12 protein-coding genes are annotated in these 14056 nt (G+C 73.5%); 9 read left to right on the top strand and 3 right to left on the bottom strand.

Features of this window, described 5'->3' with window-relative positions:
- Positions 1-10 precede the first annotated feature (10 nt).
- Positions 11-901 (top strand): succinate--CoA ligase subunit alpha, encoded by an 891-nt coding sequence (sucD, locus tag OTB20_RS07460; protein ID WP_267815788.1) that lies wholly within the window; start codon positions 11-13, stop codon positions 899-901.
- A 140-nt stretch (positions 902-1041) separates the two neighbouring features.
- On the opposite strand, the gene OTB20_RS42725 is transcribed toward sucD, so the two are convergent.
- The gene (locus OTB20_RS42725; RefSeq protein ID WP_420716346.1) at positions 1042-3192 is read right to left on the bottom strand and encodes a helix-turn-helix domain-containing protein; all 2151 of its coding nucleotides are present in this window, start codon (positions 3190-3192) and stop codon (positions 1042-1044) included.
- A gap of 119 nt (positions 3193-3311) precedes the next feature.
- Here OTB20_RS42725 and OTB20_RS07450 point away from each other — a divergent pair, with 119 nt between their 5' ends.
- Positions 3312-5006 carry a DUF6350 family protein gene (locus OTB20_RS07450; RefSeq protein WP_267815787.1) on the top strand — a complete coding sequence of 565 codons (1695 nt, stop codon included), beginning with the start codon at positions 3312-3314 and terminating at the stop codon, positions 5004-5006.
- A 30-nt stretch (positions 5007-5036) separates the two neighbouring features.
- On the opposite strand, the gene OTB20_RS07445 is transcribed toward OTB20_RS07450, so the two are convergent.
- Positions 5037-5708 (bottom strand): hypothetical protein, encoded by a 672-nt coding sequence (locus tag OTB20_RS07445; RefSeq protein ID WP_267815786.1) that lies wholly within the window; start codon positions 5706-5708, stop codon positions 5037-5039.
- A 262-nt stretch (positions 5709-5970) separates the two neighbouring features.
- On the opposite strand from OTB20_RS07445, the gene purN reads away from it, so the two are divergent.
- Positions 5971-6594, top strand: a complete 624-nt coding sequence (purN, locus tag OTB20_RS07440) for a phosphoribosylglycinamide formyltransferase (RefSeq protein WP_267815785.1) — start codon at positions 5971-5973, stop codon at positions 6592-6594.
- A 32-nt stretch (positions 6595-6626) separates the two neighbouring features.
- Positions 6627-8207, top strand: a complete 1581-nt coding sequence (gene purH, locus OTB20_RS07435) for a bifunctional phosphoribosylaminoimidazolecarboxamide formyltransferase/IMP cyclohydrolase (protein WP_267815863.1) — start codon at positions 6627-6629, stop codon at positions 8205-8207.
- 122 nt (positions 8208-8329) lie between these two features.
- On the opposite strand, the gene OTB20_RS07430 is transcribed toward purH, so the two are convergent.
- Positions 8330-8977: a hypothetical protein gene (locus tag OTB20_RS07430; protein ID WP_267815784.1), complete on the bottom strand. Its 648-nt coding sequence runs from the start codon at positions 8975-8977 to the stop codon at positions 8330-8332.
- Between the two features lie 246 nt (positions 8978-9223).
- On the opposite strand from OTB20_RS07430, the gene OTB20_RS07425 reads away from it, so the two are divergent.
- The 5 genes from OTB20_RS07425 to OTB20_RS07405 all read left to right on the top strand — a co-directional run bounded on the left by OTB20_RS07425 (position 9224) and on the right by OTB20_RS07405 (position 14055).
- Positions 9224-10087 (top strand): bifunctional methylenetetrahydrofolate dehydrogenase/methenyltetrahydrofolate cyclohydrolase, encoded by an 864-nt coding sequence (locus tag OTB20_RS07425; protein WP_267815783.1) that lies wholly within the window; start codon positions 9224-9226, stop codon positions 10085-10087.
- Between the two features lie 22 nt (positions 10088-10109).
- Positions 10110-10619 (top strand): DUF3017 domain-containing protein, encoded by a 510-nt coding sequence (locus tag OTB20_RS07420; protein ID WP_267815782.1) that lies wholly within the window; start codon positions 10110-10112, stop codon positions 10617-10619.
- Between the two features lie 202 nt (positions 10620-10821).
- Positions 10822-11811, top strand: a complete 990-nt coding sequence (locus OTB20_RS07415; protein WP_267815781.1) for a malate dehydrogenase — start codon at positions 10822-10824, stop codon at positions 11809-11811.
- Positions 11812-11957: 146 nt separating this feature from the next.
- Positions 11958-13661 (top strand): hypothetical protein, encoded by a 1704-nt coding sequence (locus tag OTB20_RS07410; RefSeq protein ID WP_267815780.1) that lies wholly within the window; start codon positions 11958-11960, stop codon positions 13659-13661.
- A complete protein-coding gene (locus tag OTB20_RS07405) occupies positions 13651-14055 on the top strand; it encodes a hypothetical protein (RefSeq protein WP_267815779.1) in 405 nt (134 codons plus the stop codon). Before OTB20_RS07410 ends, OTB20_RS07405 begins: the two co-directional genes overlap by 11 nt.
- The last annotated feature ends 1 nt before the right edge of the window (position 14056 follow it).

The following is a 14056-nucleotide window of genomic DNA, read 5'->3' as shown; positions in this document are numbered from 1 at the left end:
ACAGACTCACATGGCTATCTTCCTCAACAAGGACAGCAAGGTCATCGTCCAGGGCATGACCGGTGCCACGGGCATGAAGCACACCAAGCTGATGCTGGCTGACGGCACCAACATCGTCGGCGGCGTGAACCCGCGCAAGGCCGGCACCACCGTCGACTTCGACGGCACCGAGGTCCCGGTCTTCGGCTCCGTCGCCGAGGCGATGGAGAAGACGGGCGCCAACGTCTCCGTTCTCTTCGTCCCGCCGGCCTTCGCCAAGTCCGCCGTCGTCGAGGCCATCGACGCCGAGATCCCGCTGGCCGTCGTCATCACCGAGGGCATCGCGGTGCACGACTCCGCCGCCTTCTGGTCGTACGCCACCAGCAAGGGCAACAAGACGCGGATCATCGGCCCGAACTGCCCGGGTCTGATCACCCCCGGCCAGTCCAACGCCGGCATCATCCCGGGCGACATCACCAAGCCCGGCCGCATCGGTCTCGTGTCCAAGTCGGGCACCCTGACCTACCAGATGATGTACGAGCTTCGTGACATCGGCTTCTCCTCCGCCGTCGGCATCGGTGGCGACCCGGTCATCGGCACGACGCACATCGACGCCCTCGAGGCGTTCGAGGCGGACCCCGACACCGACCTGATCGTCATGATCGGCGAGATCGGCGGCGACGCCGAGGAGCGCGCGGCGGACTTCATCGCGAAGCACGTCACCAAGCCCGTCGTCGGCTACGTCGCGGGCTTCACCGCCCCCGAGGGCAAGACCATGGGTCACGCCGGTGCGATCGTCTCCGGTTCTTCTGGCACCGCACAGGCCAAGAAGGAGGCCCTCGAGGCCGCGGGCGTGAAGGTCGGCAAGACGCCGACCGAGACCGCGAAGCTGGCGCGCGAGATCCTGAACGCCGCGCAGTAGTCGCTTCGGCGGTTCGTGCGTACGGGCGTGGGCCGGCCCCCCGGGGGGGGGGGGGGGCCCCCCCGCGTGGGGGGGGGGCGGCCCACGCCCGTTTCCGTACCCGCGGGACCCCGCCGGCCACTGCCGTGACCGGGTCCCGGCTAGTCGAGGCTCGGCGCGATCCGGGAGGGTCCGGCCGCCGGATCGGACAGCAGCTTGTCGTGGAGCTGCCGGCCCTCGTCCGTGAGCCGCTGCGGGCCGCCGTGCGGGGGCACGCCCGACACGTTCGCGCCGGGGGCGCGCGGAGGCTCGTACTCGGTCGGCGCGGTCACGGCGGTATAGGCCGTCGCCGCGACGATGACCGCGGACACCCCGACCACCGCACGCGTCCACAGCCGGGCACGGTGTTCGCCGGCCACCCGTACGAGGGCTGCCGCGCGCGGCTCCAGTGGGCCGGCCGGCTTCAGCGTGCCGAGCCGCTCGCGCAGCACCGCCGACTGCTTCTCGGGCGCTACGTCGGCCAGGTCGGGGAGCTGGTCGGCGAGGTCGGCGTGCGCGTTGACGAGCCGGCGGCCCGCGGCTGGCGTGGACGCCTCGGTCTCGGCGGCGGTGTCGGGGAGGTCCAGCCCGACACCGTCGTAGAGCAGCACGGTGCGGCGGTGGGCCGCGGGCAGCCCGAGCATCGCGTCCATGAGGACGCGGTCCGCGGGGTCGGCCGGCGGCTTGTCGGGGTGCTTGTGGGCCCGCCGGAGCTGGTGCCAGGGGGAGAGCGCGTACTCGTACGCCGCCGCGCGGATCCACCCGACCGGGTCGGGGTCGGTGGCGACCTCGGGCCAGCGCGCCCACGCCTGCTGGAAGGCACGCTCCACGGCCTCGTGGGAGAGGGCGCGGCGGCCGGTGAGGAGGTAGGCCTGGCGGGTGAGGGCGGGGGCGGTGCGGTCGTAGAGGGAGTCGAAGGCGGAGGTCGCCGACGCGGTCTCCGCGGGCGGTTCGGTCGCCTCGGGACCCTCCCCGGCGTCCGGCGCGGCATCCCGCCCGGCGGCTGCCGGGTCCGAGTCCGCCCCGGGGTCCGCCCCGGCGGCCTTGCCGGTGCTCGAGGTGGTGCCCGACGTGGTGCCCGAGGTGGTGCCCGAGCCCGTGCCCGAGGTGGCGCCCTGGCCGGTGGCCTTCCCGGTGCTGGGATCGGTATCCGGCGAGGCCGCCTTCCCGGAGCCCGGCTTGGTGCCCGGTGTGGCTGCCTTACCGGTGTCCGGGCCGGTGTTCTGCCCGGAGTCCGAGTCGGTGTCAGGGGCCATGCTCGTACTGGTGTTCGAAGGGAGGGGGCCGCCGGAGCGGAGGGCGGCGTGGCTGCCTCCGCCATTGCCTCCACAGGCGGTGGCTCCGGCCTTGGCCGTGGCCTTGGTCTCGTGCCGGGGGGCCCCGACGGGGGGCTTCGCGGCGCGCTTGGCGGCGGCCTTGGGCCGGGTCTGCGCCCCGACGGGCCGGGTGAGTCCGCGGATCAGGCGCAGCCCGAACCGTTCCTCGGGGGCGTCGGCGGCTGACGGCGCGTCTGCGTCCGCGGGTCCGGGGTCGGTTGCTGTATCGGCACGGTCCGTGGCGCTGCCCGGCCGGCTGCCCGGCGGGGGGCTCGCGGCTGACGCCGCGTCCGCGTCCGCTCCGGCGGCGCCGGTTGCGGCAGCCGGGCCGACCTCCGGTGTGGCGGCGCCGTTGGCCCAGGCGGGCCGGGTGGGCGCATCGACGGCGCCGGTGCCCGCTGTCTCACCGTCAGCTCGGTTCGCACGGTGCCCGGCAGCGGCGACACGCTCCGTACCCGGCCCGGTGACCGCCTTGTCGTCCTGCTCCGAGCGGCCGCCCCCCTGCTCCGCACGACCTACGGCGCCGGCGCCGTCCGCGCGTGCTGCGCCGCCGTCACCCGCGCCCGTACGGTCGGCCTCGCCGGCGCGTGCTGCGCCGGCGGGACCCGCGCCCGTGGCGCCGCTCCCGCCGCCGGCGCGCGCTGCGCCATCCGGGCCCGGGGTCGAGCCGTAGGAGCGGCCCTGACTGTCCGCGGTGGCCGGTCCGCCGGGCGGGCCCGGACGGTCCGCCGGGGCGGAATCAGGGGCCTGGTCGGCGGACAGGCGGGTCAGGAGCTTGGAGTAGGCCTCCAGCTTGCGGCCCCGGGGGTGGGTGCGGCCGGTCTCCCAGGAGCGGACCGTGTTCGACGTGACGCCCACCGCCGCCGCGACCTCTTCGTGTGTCAGATCGGCCGCTTCGCGCAGGCGTCGACGTTCCTTCGGGGTGGGGAGGCCCAGCTCCGTGACGCTTTGTGTCATGCCACACTCCCCGCGACCCGGACGCCCTGAGCGAAAAAGTACATAAACGTATATTGAGCGACACCACGGTCATTCGCCTGTTACCCGCCCATAGCGCGTGTCGTTGGCACCATGGCGGGGTGACCCAAGTGACCGAACGCGGGACCTCGTTGCCCACGCCCCCAAGGGCCCCCGTACGGCGCCGCTCCCCGGCGGCCGCCGCGTGTGTCGTGGGTGGCGCCGTCGCCGCCGTACTGGGGCTCGGCTTCCTCGCCGTGCTCGTCATCGTGCTGTGGATCAGCTCCCCCTACCCCGACAGCGGCCCCGGCGGCGCCCTGCACCTCGCCGCGGGCCTGTGGCTGCTCGCCCACGGGACCGAGCTGGTCCGCTACGACACCCTCTCGGGGGTGCCCGCCCCCGTCGGCCTGACCCCGCTGCTGCTCGTCGCCCTGCCCGCGCTGCTCATCCGGCGTGCCGCCCGGCTCGGCAGCGCCGGGGAGGAGGACGGGCGCGCGGAGCCGCTGCCCGCGGCCGTGGTGTTCTCCGCCGTGCTCTGCGGCTACCTCGGGGTCGGCGCCCTGGCCGTCGTCTACGCGGCCTCCGGTCCGATGCCCGCCGACCCGCTCAGCGCGGCCCGGCACCTGCCGATCGTCGCCGCCCTCGCCGCGGCCGGCGGGGTCTGGGAGTCCCGGGGAAGGCCTCTCGGGCAGCTGCCCGGCCGGCTCGCCCGGCCCCGCTACGCCCTCGCGCTACGGGCCGGCGCCGGCGGGGTGCTGGTGCTCCTCGGCGGCGGAGCCCTGCTGGTCGGTGCCTCGCTGGCCTGGCACGCGGCGGAAGTGCAGGGTTCCTTCGGGGCGCTGACCGGGGTCTGGTCGGGCCGCTTCGCGGTGCTGCTGCTCGCCCTCACGCTGATCCCGAACGCCGTCGTCTGGGGCGCCGCCTACACCCTCGGCCCCGGCTTCGCCCTCGGCACCGGAGCCACGGCGACCCCGCTCGGCTTCGGCGGCTCGCCCGCGCTGCCGCGGTTCCCGCTGCTCGCGGCTCTGCCCGCGGAGGGCGCCGGCACGCCGCTGACCTGGGCCGTCGGGGTGGTGCCGGTGGTGGCCGGGCTGGCGGTGGGCTGGTTCGCGGTACGCCGGGCACGCGAGGTCTCGTACGGGGAAACCGCGCTCACGGCGGCGCTGGGGGCGCTGGTGTGCGCACTGGCGACGACCGCTCTCGCCGCGGCTTCGGCGGGCCCGCTCGGTTCCCGGGCACTGGCCGCCTTCGGCCCCGTGTGGTGGCAGACGGGCGGGGCGGCCCTGATCTGGACCCTGGTCCTCGCGGTCCCGCTGGCGGTGACGGTGCACGCGTTGCGGAACCGGCCCGCGAAGGGCCTGGCAGAAGCCGATGCCGAGGACGGCTGGCACGACAGCGGCGTGCGCGAGGTTCGCTGGGCGGCCCTGCGCCGCGCGGCGGGCACCCTGATCCCGGACTTCTCCGCCACGCCCGCGGAGGGCGAGGGGCCGCCCCCGGCACGGGTCCCGGAGGAACCGCCCCGGCCGGTGTCCGCGCCGCCGAAGCGTCCCGTCCTGGTCATGCCCGGCCTCAAGCTGGACCTGACCCCGATCCCGCTCCCCGCGCTGCCCGCGGAGCCGCCGCCGCTGGTGACCGCCGGGGAGAACGGGCCCGGGTCCGTATCCGAGTCGCCCCTTCCGGGGCTTCCGCTCCAGCCCCGGCAGCTCCCGTCCCCGCTCGTCCCGCCCGTGACCGGCGCCCGCGTACTGGCCCGCCGGAAGCCTGCCGGGACGGACCCGGGGCCGGCCGAGCGGGTCGCGCAGGAACCGGCCGGGTAGCCCGGGCCGAAGGCCGCCCGGACCGAGTGGCTACCGCTGGACCCGGAGCATCTTGCCGATGAAGTTGTCCGGCAGCAGGTCGTTGCACTGCAGCTCGGCCGGCTTGGTGAGGGCGTCCTGCTTGCAGACGTAGAAGTCCTTGTACGTGAGCTGCACCGCGTACGAGGACGCCGCCAGCAGGATCGCCAGCGAAGCGGTCACCAGGCCGCTCACCGCCGCAGTGCGCTGGGGCCGGGCGGCGGCGCCCAGCGAGGCCGGCCCACCCCGGGCCGGACCGGCACCCGCACTCGTACCGGCACCCGCACTCGTACCCGTACCGGCACCCGTACCCGAATCCGCCGCCGGGGCGTCCTGCGCGGCGTCCCCGGAGGGCTTCGCCGGGACCCCGCGCAGCGCGCTGATCCCCCAGTACAGGGCCAGCGCGCCCAGCAGCAGCCCCATCGAGGGGATGCCGAAGACCCCGAAGAAGAAGCCCCACATGCCGGCCAGCAGCGCGTACCGCGCCCGCCGCTGGATCGGGTCCTTGGGGTCCCAGCGCACCGGCCCGGACCCGGGCGCCTCGCCCGGCCCCGACCCAGGGTTCTGCTTGTCGCCGCCGTCACCGCCGGCGCGCGGCTCCCAGAGCTGGTCGGGCCGGCCTTCCGGGGGCGCCGCGAAGGGGTTGTCGTCGGTGGAGCGGTCGGGCTGGGGGCGGTCCGGCATCGGGTGTGTTTCATCCCCTGTGTCGTGGACGTCGCTGGGACGTCGAAGGCCTGTTTACGGCGTGTACGCCAGACGCTACCGCCCACCCGTCCCCCCGTCCCTCGGGGGCCGTCCGGTGTGCCGGTATCGTTGCAGGCGGTCGGTGGCTTCGTAGGGTCCGCCGTATCTCGGCGACCCGAAGTTTCATGCGATCGCACAAGACGAACGACGCGCCCCCGGTTCACGCCGGGAGGCGCCCCCGCTCGACGAGAAAGGGCCTCCCATGGCCGCCTCCCGCCTGGTCGTGCTGGTCTCCGGATCCGGCACCAACCTCCAGGCACTGCTCGACGCCATCGACGCCCACCCCGGCGGACCCGAGGGCTTCGGCGCCGAAGTCGTCGCCGTGGGAGCCGACCGCGAGAACATCGCCGGCCTGGAGCGCGCGGAGAAGGCGGGGATCCCCACCTTCGTGTGCCCGGTCAAGGCGTACGGGAGCCGTGAGCAGTGGGACGCCGCCCTGACGGAGGCCACGGACGCGCACGCGCCGGACCTCGTGGTCTCGGCGGGATTCATGAAGATCGTGGGGCCGGAGTTCATCGGCCGCTTCGGCGGCCGGTTCGTCAACACCCACCCCGCCCTCCTCCCGGCCTTCCCCGGCGCCCACGGCGTACGGGACGCCCTCGCCTACGGCGCGAAGGTCACCGGCTGCACCGTCCACTTCGTGGACGCGGGCGTGGACACCGGTCCCATCATCGCTCAGGGTGTGGTCGAGGTCCGGGACGAAGAGGACGAAGCCGCTCTCCATGAGCGGATCAAGGAAGTCGAGCGCGAGCTGCTCGTCGACGTCGTGGGGCGCCTGGCCCGGCACGGCTACCGCATCGAGGGACGAAAGGTAACAATCCAGTGACCGCCGCAGAGGCCGCAGGGACCGCAGAGACCGTGACCGCAGAGGGCGAAGACCTCGCCGCGTCGAAGCGCCCGATCCGGCGCGCGCTCGTCAGCGTCTACGACAAGACGGGGCTGGAAGAGCTGGCCCGCGGCCTGCACGAGGCCGGTGTCTCGCTGGTCTCGACCGGTTCCACCGCCGCGAAGATCGCCGCCGCCGGAGTGCCCGTCACCAAGGTCGAGGAGCTGACCGGCTTCCCCGAGTGCCTGGACGGCCGGGTCAAGACCCTGCACCCGCGCGTGCACGCCGGCATCCTCGCCGACCTGCGCCTGGAGGACCACCGCAACCAGCTCGCCGAGCTGGGAGTCGAGCCCTTCGACCTGGTGATCGTCAACCTCTACCCCTTCCTCGCGACCGTCCAGTCGGGCGCGACCCCGGACGAGTGCGTGGAGCAGATCGACATCGGCGGCCCCTCGATGGTCCGCGCCGCCGCCAAGAACCACCCCTCGGTGGCCGTGGTCACCAGCCCGGCGCGCTACGCCGACGTGCTCGCCGCCGCCCAGGGCGGCGGTTTCGACCTCACCGCCCGCAAGCGCCTGGCGGCCGAGGCCTTCCAGCACACCGCCGCGTACGACGTCGCCGTGGCCTCCTGGTTCACGAACGCGTACGCCCCGGAGCCGGAAGCCGTACTGCCCGAGTTCCTGGCCGGCGCGTGGGAGCGCAAGTCGACCCTCCGCTACGGCGAGAACCCGCACCAGGCCGCCGCCCTCTACACGGACGGCCAGCCGGGCGGGCTCGCCAATGCCGAGCAGCTGCACGGCAAGGAGATGTCCTACAACAACTACGTGGACACCGACGCGGCCCGCCGCGCCGCCTACGACCACGAAGAGCCCTGCGTCGCGATCATCAAGCACGCCAACCCGTGCGGCATCGCGGTGGGCAAGGACGTCGCCGAGGCCCACCGCAAGGCGCACGCCTGCGACACGGCCTCCGCCTTCGGCGGCGTCATCGCCGTCAACCGCCCGGTGAGCGTCGAGCTCGCCGGGCAGGTCGCGGAGATCTTCACCGAGGTCATCGTCGCCCCCGACTTCGAGCCGGGCGCCCTGGAGGTCCTGGCGAAGAAGAAGAACATCCGCGTCCTGAAGGTGGAGGGCCACCCGCACCAGCCGGGCGACCTCAAGCCCATCTCCGGCGGCGTGCTGCTCCAGCACAGTGACGTCTTCCAGGCGGCGGGCGACGACCCGGCCAACTGGACGCTCGCCACCGGCGAGGCCCTCTCCGCCGACGAGCTCGCCGACCTCGCCTTCGCGTGGAAGGCCTGCCGCGCCGTCAAGTCCAACGCGATCCTGCTGGCCAAGGACGGCGCCTCGGTCGGCGTCGGCATGGGCCAGGTCAACCGCGTCGACTCCGCGAAGCTGGCCGTCGAGCGTGCGGGCGCCGAGCGCGCGCAGGGCTCGTACGCCGCGTCCGACGCCTTCTTCCCCTTCGCCGACGGGCTGGAGATCCTGACGGCCGCCGGCATCAAGGCCGTGGTCCAGCCGGGCGGTTCGATGCGCGACGAGCTGGTGATCGAGGCCGCGAAGGCGGCGGGCGTGACGATGTACCTCACCGGGACCCGCCACTTCTTCCACTGAGTCCGGCGCTCACCCGCACGCACGGCGAAGGCCGCGTACCGCACTGCTGCGGTACGCGGCCTTCGCCGTGCGCGGGTGGTACGGGCACCCGGGCGGTACGCGGGCTCGTACGGGCGCCGGTCCTAGTACAGGGGGCGCCGGAAGTAGACGCTCGCGGCCGAGTTGGCCAGGCCGATGAGGATCCACAGGCCCAGGCCGAACGAGAGCAGGGCGGGGAGCATCGAGAACATGAAGGGGGTGACGCCGGAGTCGTGCAAGCTGCTGAGCGTCACGATGCTGATGATCAGGCTGCCGCCGGAGAAGAGGGTCTGGATCGACCCGAAGATGATCCCGGAGACCCGGACGCCGCCGCGGCCCTTGCCCAGCTTGGCGGCCGTCAGGATCGGCCACAGGGAGACGCCGACGAGGAAGATGCCGACGATGACGAACACGCCGCCCGCGACGGCGCCCGCGTCGCTCGCAGAGGAGCTGGAGCCGGAGCCGGAGAGCGCCGTGGCGAACAACGCGCCGCCGACGCCGACGGCCAGGCCGCCCAGGGCCTGGAGGCCGCCGAGGATGAAGAGGATGACCCGGGCACCCTTGACCCCGCCGGGCATCGGCATGGGGGAGCCCGGGTAGCCGGGTACGCCCGGGTACGCCTGGCCCTGCTGCGGGTAGGCGTAGCCGCCCTGGGCCGGGACGCCCTGTGGGGCCTGCTGGGGGTAGCCGTAACCGGGCTGGCCGCCCTGCGGCTGCTGCCCGTACGGGTTGTTCGGGTCGCCGAAGCTCATCTGGGGTGTTCCTCCGTGGAAGTGCGGGGACGCACGGCACGCCAGGAGGAAACACTGCTGGTCGTGCGGCCCGCCCCCCGGCACTGCCCGCGGCACTCTTTCCCCGCATCGTCGTCCCGTCGGACCCGGATTGTCCAGCCGCGACGCGGCCCGCCGGGCACTTGTTGTGCAAGTGCAACGAAGCCGGACAGGTCGCTCGGCCGCCACGACTGGATCCCTGACCGCTCCATCCGGGAGGATGGGGCCATGACCGCCCAGATTCTCGACGGCAAGGCCACCGCAGCCGCGATCAAGTCCGAACTGACCGCCCGCGTGGCGGCGCTCAAGACCCGGGGCATCACCCCGGGCCTCGGCACCCTGCTGGTCGGCGACGACCCGGGCAGCCGCTGGTACGTGAACGGCAAGCACAAGGACTGCGCCGAGGTCGGCATCGCCTCCCTCCAGCGCGAACTCCCCGCGACGGCCTCCCAGGAGGACATCGAGGAGGTCGTGCGGGAGCTGAACGCCAACCCGGAGTGCACCGGCTACATCGTCCAACTCCCGCTCCCCAAAGGCATCGACACCAACCGCGTCCTGGAGCTGATGGACCCGGCGAAGGACGCCGACGGCCTGCACCCGATGTCACTCGGCAGGCTGGTCCTGAACGAGCCGGGCCCGCTGCCGTGCACCCCGTACGGGATCGTCCAGCTGCTGCGCCACCACGGCGTGGAGATCAACGGCGCGCACGTGGTCGTCCTCGGCCGCGGGATCACCGTCGGCCGGTCCATCGGCCTGCTGCTCACCCGCAAGTCCGAGAACGCGACCGTGACCCTGTGCCACACCGGCACGCGCGACCTGTCCGGACTGCTGCGCCAGGCGGACATCGTCGTCGCGGCGGCCGGTGTGCCGCACCTGGTCAAGCCGGAGGACGTGAAGCCGGGCGCGGCCGTGCTCGACGTCGGCGTCAGCCGCGACGAGAACGGCAAGATCGTCGGAGACGTGCACCCCGGGGTCGCGGACGTGGCCGGCTGGATCTCCCCGAACCCCGGCGGTGTCGGCCCGATGACCAGGGCGCAGCTCCTCGTCAACGTGGTCGAGGCCGCCGAACGGACGGTTCCCCGTGCCGGCTGAGCGCGAGCCGGAGCCCAGTACCGTGCCCGAGCCCGCTTCCGCCGCCTCCGCTCCGGTCCGGGCCCAGCGCCCGGTTCCGAGCTGGGCCCGGAAGGGCGGTGACGGGGACGGTGCGAAGGCTCAGGCCGCCGAGGCGGCCGACGGGGCCAGGTCCCGGCGGTTCCCCTCGATCACCCGGGACACCGCGCGTCCCGAGGGCGGCGGCCGCGCCGCGCCCGGTGACGCGCCGGCTCCGGCCCGGCAGTGGCCGATGCTGGCCGTGCTCGCCGCGACGGCGGCCGGGCTGCTGGCCACCGCCGTGGGTCACCCGCGCGTCGGCTGCCTGATGATCGGCATCGCCCTGATCGCGGCGTCGGTGCTGCGCCGGGCCCTGCCCTCCGTGGGCATGCTCGCGGTGCGCTCCCGCTTCACGGACATGGTCACGTACGGCCTGCTGGGCGTGGCCATCACCCTGCTCGCGCTGGTCATGGAGCCCAAGCCGCTGCTGAACATCCCGTTCCTGGAGACCGCGGTCCGCTTCACGGTCCGCTGACCTCCGCCGACGCACCCCCGGGCGCCCTCAGGGGCGTTCCGTGTGCCCCGCGCCACACGGGCCGGGGGATTGGGGTGCTCCAAGGTCGGATAGCCTGACGGCGGATGTCTCTTCACGTCAAGATTTAACGGGCCGGGGAGCGGCGTCCTCCCAGCACATGGGGCAGGGACGCCCCACCGCCAGCTGTCTAACGGAGAAGGCCATGACCCGCACTCCTGTGAATGTCACCGTCACCGGCGCCGCCGGCCAGATCGGCTACGCGCTGCTCTTCCGCATCGCCTCCGGCCACCTGCTCGGCGCGGACGTGCCGGTCAAGCTCCGTCTTCTGGAGATCCCTCAGGGCATGAAGGCCGCCGAGGGCACCGCCATGGAGCTCGACGACTGCGCCTTCCCGCTGCTCGCCGGCATCGACATCTTCGACGACCCGAACAAGGGCTTCGAGGGTGCCAACGTCGCGCTGCTGGTCGGCGCCCGCCCCCGTACCAAGGGCATGGAGCGCGGTGACCTGCTCTCCGCCAACGGCGGCATCTTCAAGCCGCAGGGCGCCGCGATCAACGCGAACGCCGCGGACGACATCAAGGTCCTGGTCGTGGGCAACCCGGCCAACACCAACGCGCTCATCGCGCAGGCCGCCGCCCCGGACGTACCGGCCGAGCGTTTCACCGCGATGACCCGCCTGGACCACAACCGCGCGATCTCGCAGCTGGCCGCCAAGACCGGCGCCGCCGTCTCCGACATCAAGCGCCTGACCATCTGGGGCAACCACTCGGCGACCCAGTACCCGGACATCTTCCACGCGGAGATCGCCGGCAAGAACGCCGCCGAGCTGGTCAACGACCAGGCCTGGCTGTCCGACACGTTCATCCCGACTGTCGCCAAGCGCGGCGCGGCGATCATCGAGGCCCGCGGCGCGTCCTCGGCCGCCTCGGCCGCCAACGCCGCCATCGACCACGTCCACACGTGGGTCAACGGCACCGCGGCGGGCGACTGGACCTCCATGGGCATCCCGTCGGACGGCTCCTACGGCGTCCCGGAGGGCATCATCTCCTCCTTCCCCGTCACCACCAAGGACGGCCGCTACGAGATCGTCCAGGGCCTGGACGTCAACGAGTTCTCCCGTGCGCGCATCGACGCGTCCGTGGCGGAGCTCGTCGAGGAGCGCGACGCGGTGCGCGAGCTCGGCCTGATCTGATCGTTCACGTACGGCCCGGCCGCGCAGGCCGCCGTACGAAGAGGTACGAACAGGTACGAACACCGAAACGCCCCGGCCAAACCTGGCCGGGGCGTTTGGCGTGAATCGTTCTGTCGCCGTATGGAGGGGCCCCCTAGGGTCGGTCGGTGACCGAGATCCCGATTCCCCAGCAGCCCGGCGGCAGTTGGTCCGATCCCTCCGCGGGGCGCCCTCCGGTGCACCCCTCCCTCAGCGAGGCCGGCCGCTTCCTCTGTGCGGGCACGTATCTCGACGCCGGGTACCGCGACCGGGTCATCGACGAGCTGTACGTCCACGAGGAACGGATAGTCGCCCCCTCCTACGGCTACGACGCCTCCCGGGTGCTCGCCCACGCGCTGCGCGCCCGCCGCGCCGAACTCGGCTGGGCCGCCGGCGTCCTCGGGGCCTGGTTCGTCGGCTCCCTGCTCACGGGCGGCGCTCTCGCGGCGCTGATCCTGCCCTTCCTGCTGCTGAGCCTGGCCGACTGGCTGCGCCCCCGCGGCGGAGCGGTGCTGCGCGTGCTGTCCGTGATCCTGCGGATCTACGCCTGGTGCGTGCTGGCCGTCATCCTGCTCGCCCTCGGATTCGGCGGGTTCGCGCCTGCCGGCGGCCTGGACGAGGTGGGTGGGAGCGTCTTCGTGCCGTTCTCGCCGGGGGGCGGGGGTCTCGTCGTCGCCGGATTCTGGTGGCCGCCGGTGGTCTTCGCCGGTGTGGTCACCGTCGTGGGACTCCAGCGCGGTCACGTCTTCCGGACCATTGCCGGCGACCTCTCCGAGCACCGCTACGCCGACCACGCGAACGACCCGGCCGAGGCCGGCGCCGGGGCCCGCTTCCAGCGGGTCCGCCAGCGCATCAGGGCCGAGCAGCACGCCCCGATGATCATGTACGACGTCAACGACCCGTTCTGCGGGGCGGGTGATTCCTTCCGGCCCTGGCAGCTGTCCGTGGAGCTGCGCCCGCGCGAGGACCTCGGCCCCGACCGCAAGCCGGTCCCGGTCACCAACGCCCACATCCTGGCGCGGATCGTGCCGCTGCTGGAGCGCCTGCGGGTGCCCTCCCCGCACGGTTCCCCGGCGCAGGCCGATGCCGTGGGCGACCGGATGCGCGAACTGGTCCTGGACGAGTGCGTGTTCCTGCCCGCGAGCGGCCTTCCGCACCGGGATACCGCGCAGGTCGTGCACGGACAGTTCGGCGAGCAGCGGGCCGCCTCCATCGAGGAGGGCGGCGAGCGCCGCCGGCACTTCCTGCGCGTACGGGTGGGCGGCTGGGACGAGAACCTCGTCGTCACCGTCTTCGTACGGGTCCACACGCAGGGCGGGATGATGATGCTCGAGGTGGCGCCGCACGTGCTGCTGCCCGTCCGGACCGCATTCCACAACGCGGACGCGGACGCCCAGCGCTACCGCAACAACAACGGCTTCGGCAAGGCCGTCTGGGCCCTGCGCCACACCCCCGGCTCCCTCGTGGCCTCCGCCACCACACTGGGCCGCGGTCTGGCGAGCTGGTGGCGGATCGCCACCGGCGGGCACGGCGGGGCCCGGCCCGAGGGACCGTGGGTGTCGGTGCGCGAGCTGGCTTCCCAGGACAACGGCTCGCTGTTCCACCTGATGGACCTCGACCGCTTCCTGAAGACCATTCAGGACCGCGTCGTCGGGGGCGTCGTCGTCGCACTGCACGAAGCGGGCTGGCACACGGAGGAGTTCGCGCAGCGCGCGGTCCACGTGGCCGAGGGCGGCGTGTTCATCCAGTCGGTGAACGGCAGTTCCTTCAGCGTCGGCGGTGGCAACAACACCAACAGCACCAAGGTCAGGGGGAGCACCGGTGGCAACTGAAAACGACGGTACGGGTAACGGTGCGGGCGCGGCCGGGCGGGAGCCCGCGGTCCGGATCGGCCAGGTCACGGGCAGCGCGTTCAGCATCGGCGGCGGCGACAACATCAACACCGTCCACCACGGGGGCGCGGGGGCGGACACCGTGGGGCCGCAGGAGTTGCTGGACGCGGTACTGGAGCTGCGCGCGGCCCTCGTGAGGCTGCCGCGCGGCGAGGACAGGGCGGCGCTCGACGCCGAACTGGACGGGGTCGCCGAGGGGCTGGAGGGGGCCGTGGAGATCACCCCCGGCCTGCTGCCCCGGCTGCGAGGCGCCCTGGAACGGTGGGCACCGCTGGTGGACTCGGTCAGCGCCGCCACGGCCCTGGCCGGCCTCCTGACCTCCCTGGGAGGCTGAC

Origin of the sequence: Streptomyces sp. H27-H1, assembly GCF_026627445.1 — a bacterium.
Taxonomy (GTDB): domain Bacteria; phylum Actinomycetota; class Actinomycetes; order Streptomycetales; family Streptomycetaceae; genus Streptomyces.
The sequence above is the reverse complement of the archived record's forward strand: the minus strand, read 5'-3'. Positions and strand labels throughout refer to the sequence as shown.

Bases quoted from the DNA above. Each gene is read 5' to 3' on its own strand.
- sucD (WP_267815788.1), top strand. From the start codon at position 11: ATGGCTATCTTCCTCAACAAGGACAGCAAGGTCATCGTCCAGGGCATG.
- OTB20_RS07445 (WP_267815786.1), bottom strand. From the start codon at position 5,708: ATGCCGGACCGCCCCCAGCCCGACCGCTCCACCGACGACAACCCCTTC.
- purN (WP_267815785.1), top strand. From the start codon at position 5,971: ATGGCCGCCTCCCGCCTGGTCGTGCTGGTCTCCGGATCCGGCACCAAC.
- OTB20_RS07425 (WP_267815783.1), top strand. From the start codon at position 9,224: ATGACCGCCCAGATTCTCGACGGCAAGGCCACCGCAGCCGCGATCAAG.
- OTB20_RS07415 (WP_267815781.1), top strand. From the start codon at position 10,822: ATGACCCGCACTCCTGTGAATGTCACCGTCACCGGCGCCGCCGGCCAG.
- OTB20_RS07430 (WP_267815784.1), bottom strand. From the start codon at position 8,977: ATGAGCTTCGGCGACCCGAACAACCCGTACGGGCAGCAGCCGCAGGGC.
- OTB20_RS42725 (WP_420716346.1), bottom strand. From the start codon at position 3,192: ATGACACAAAGCGTCACGGAGCTGGGCCTCCCCACCCCGAAGGAACGT.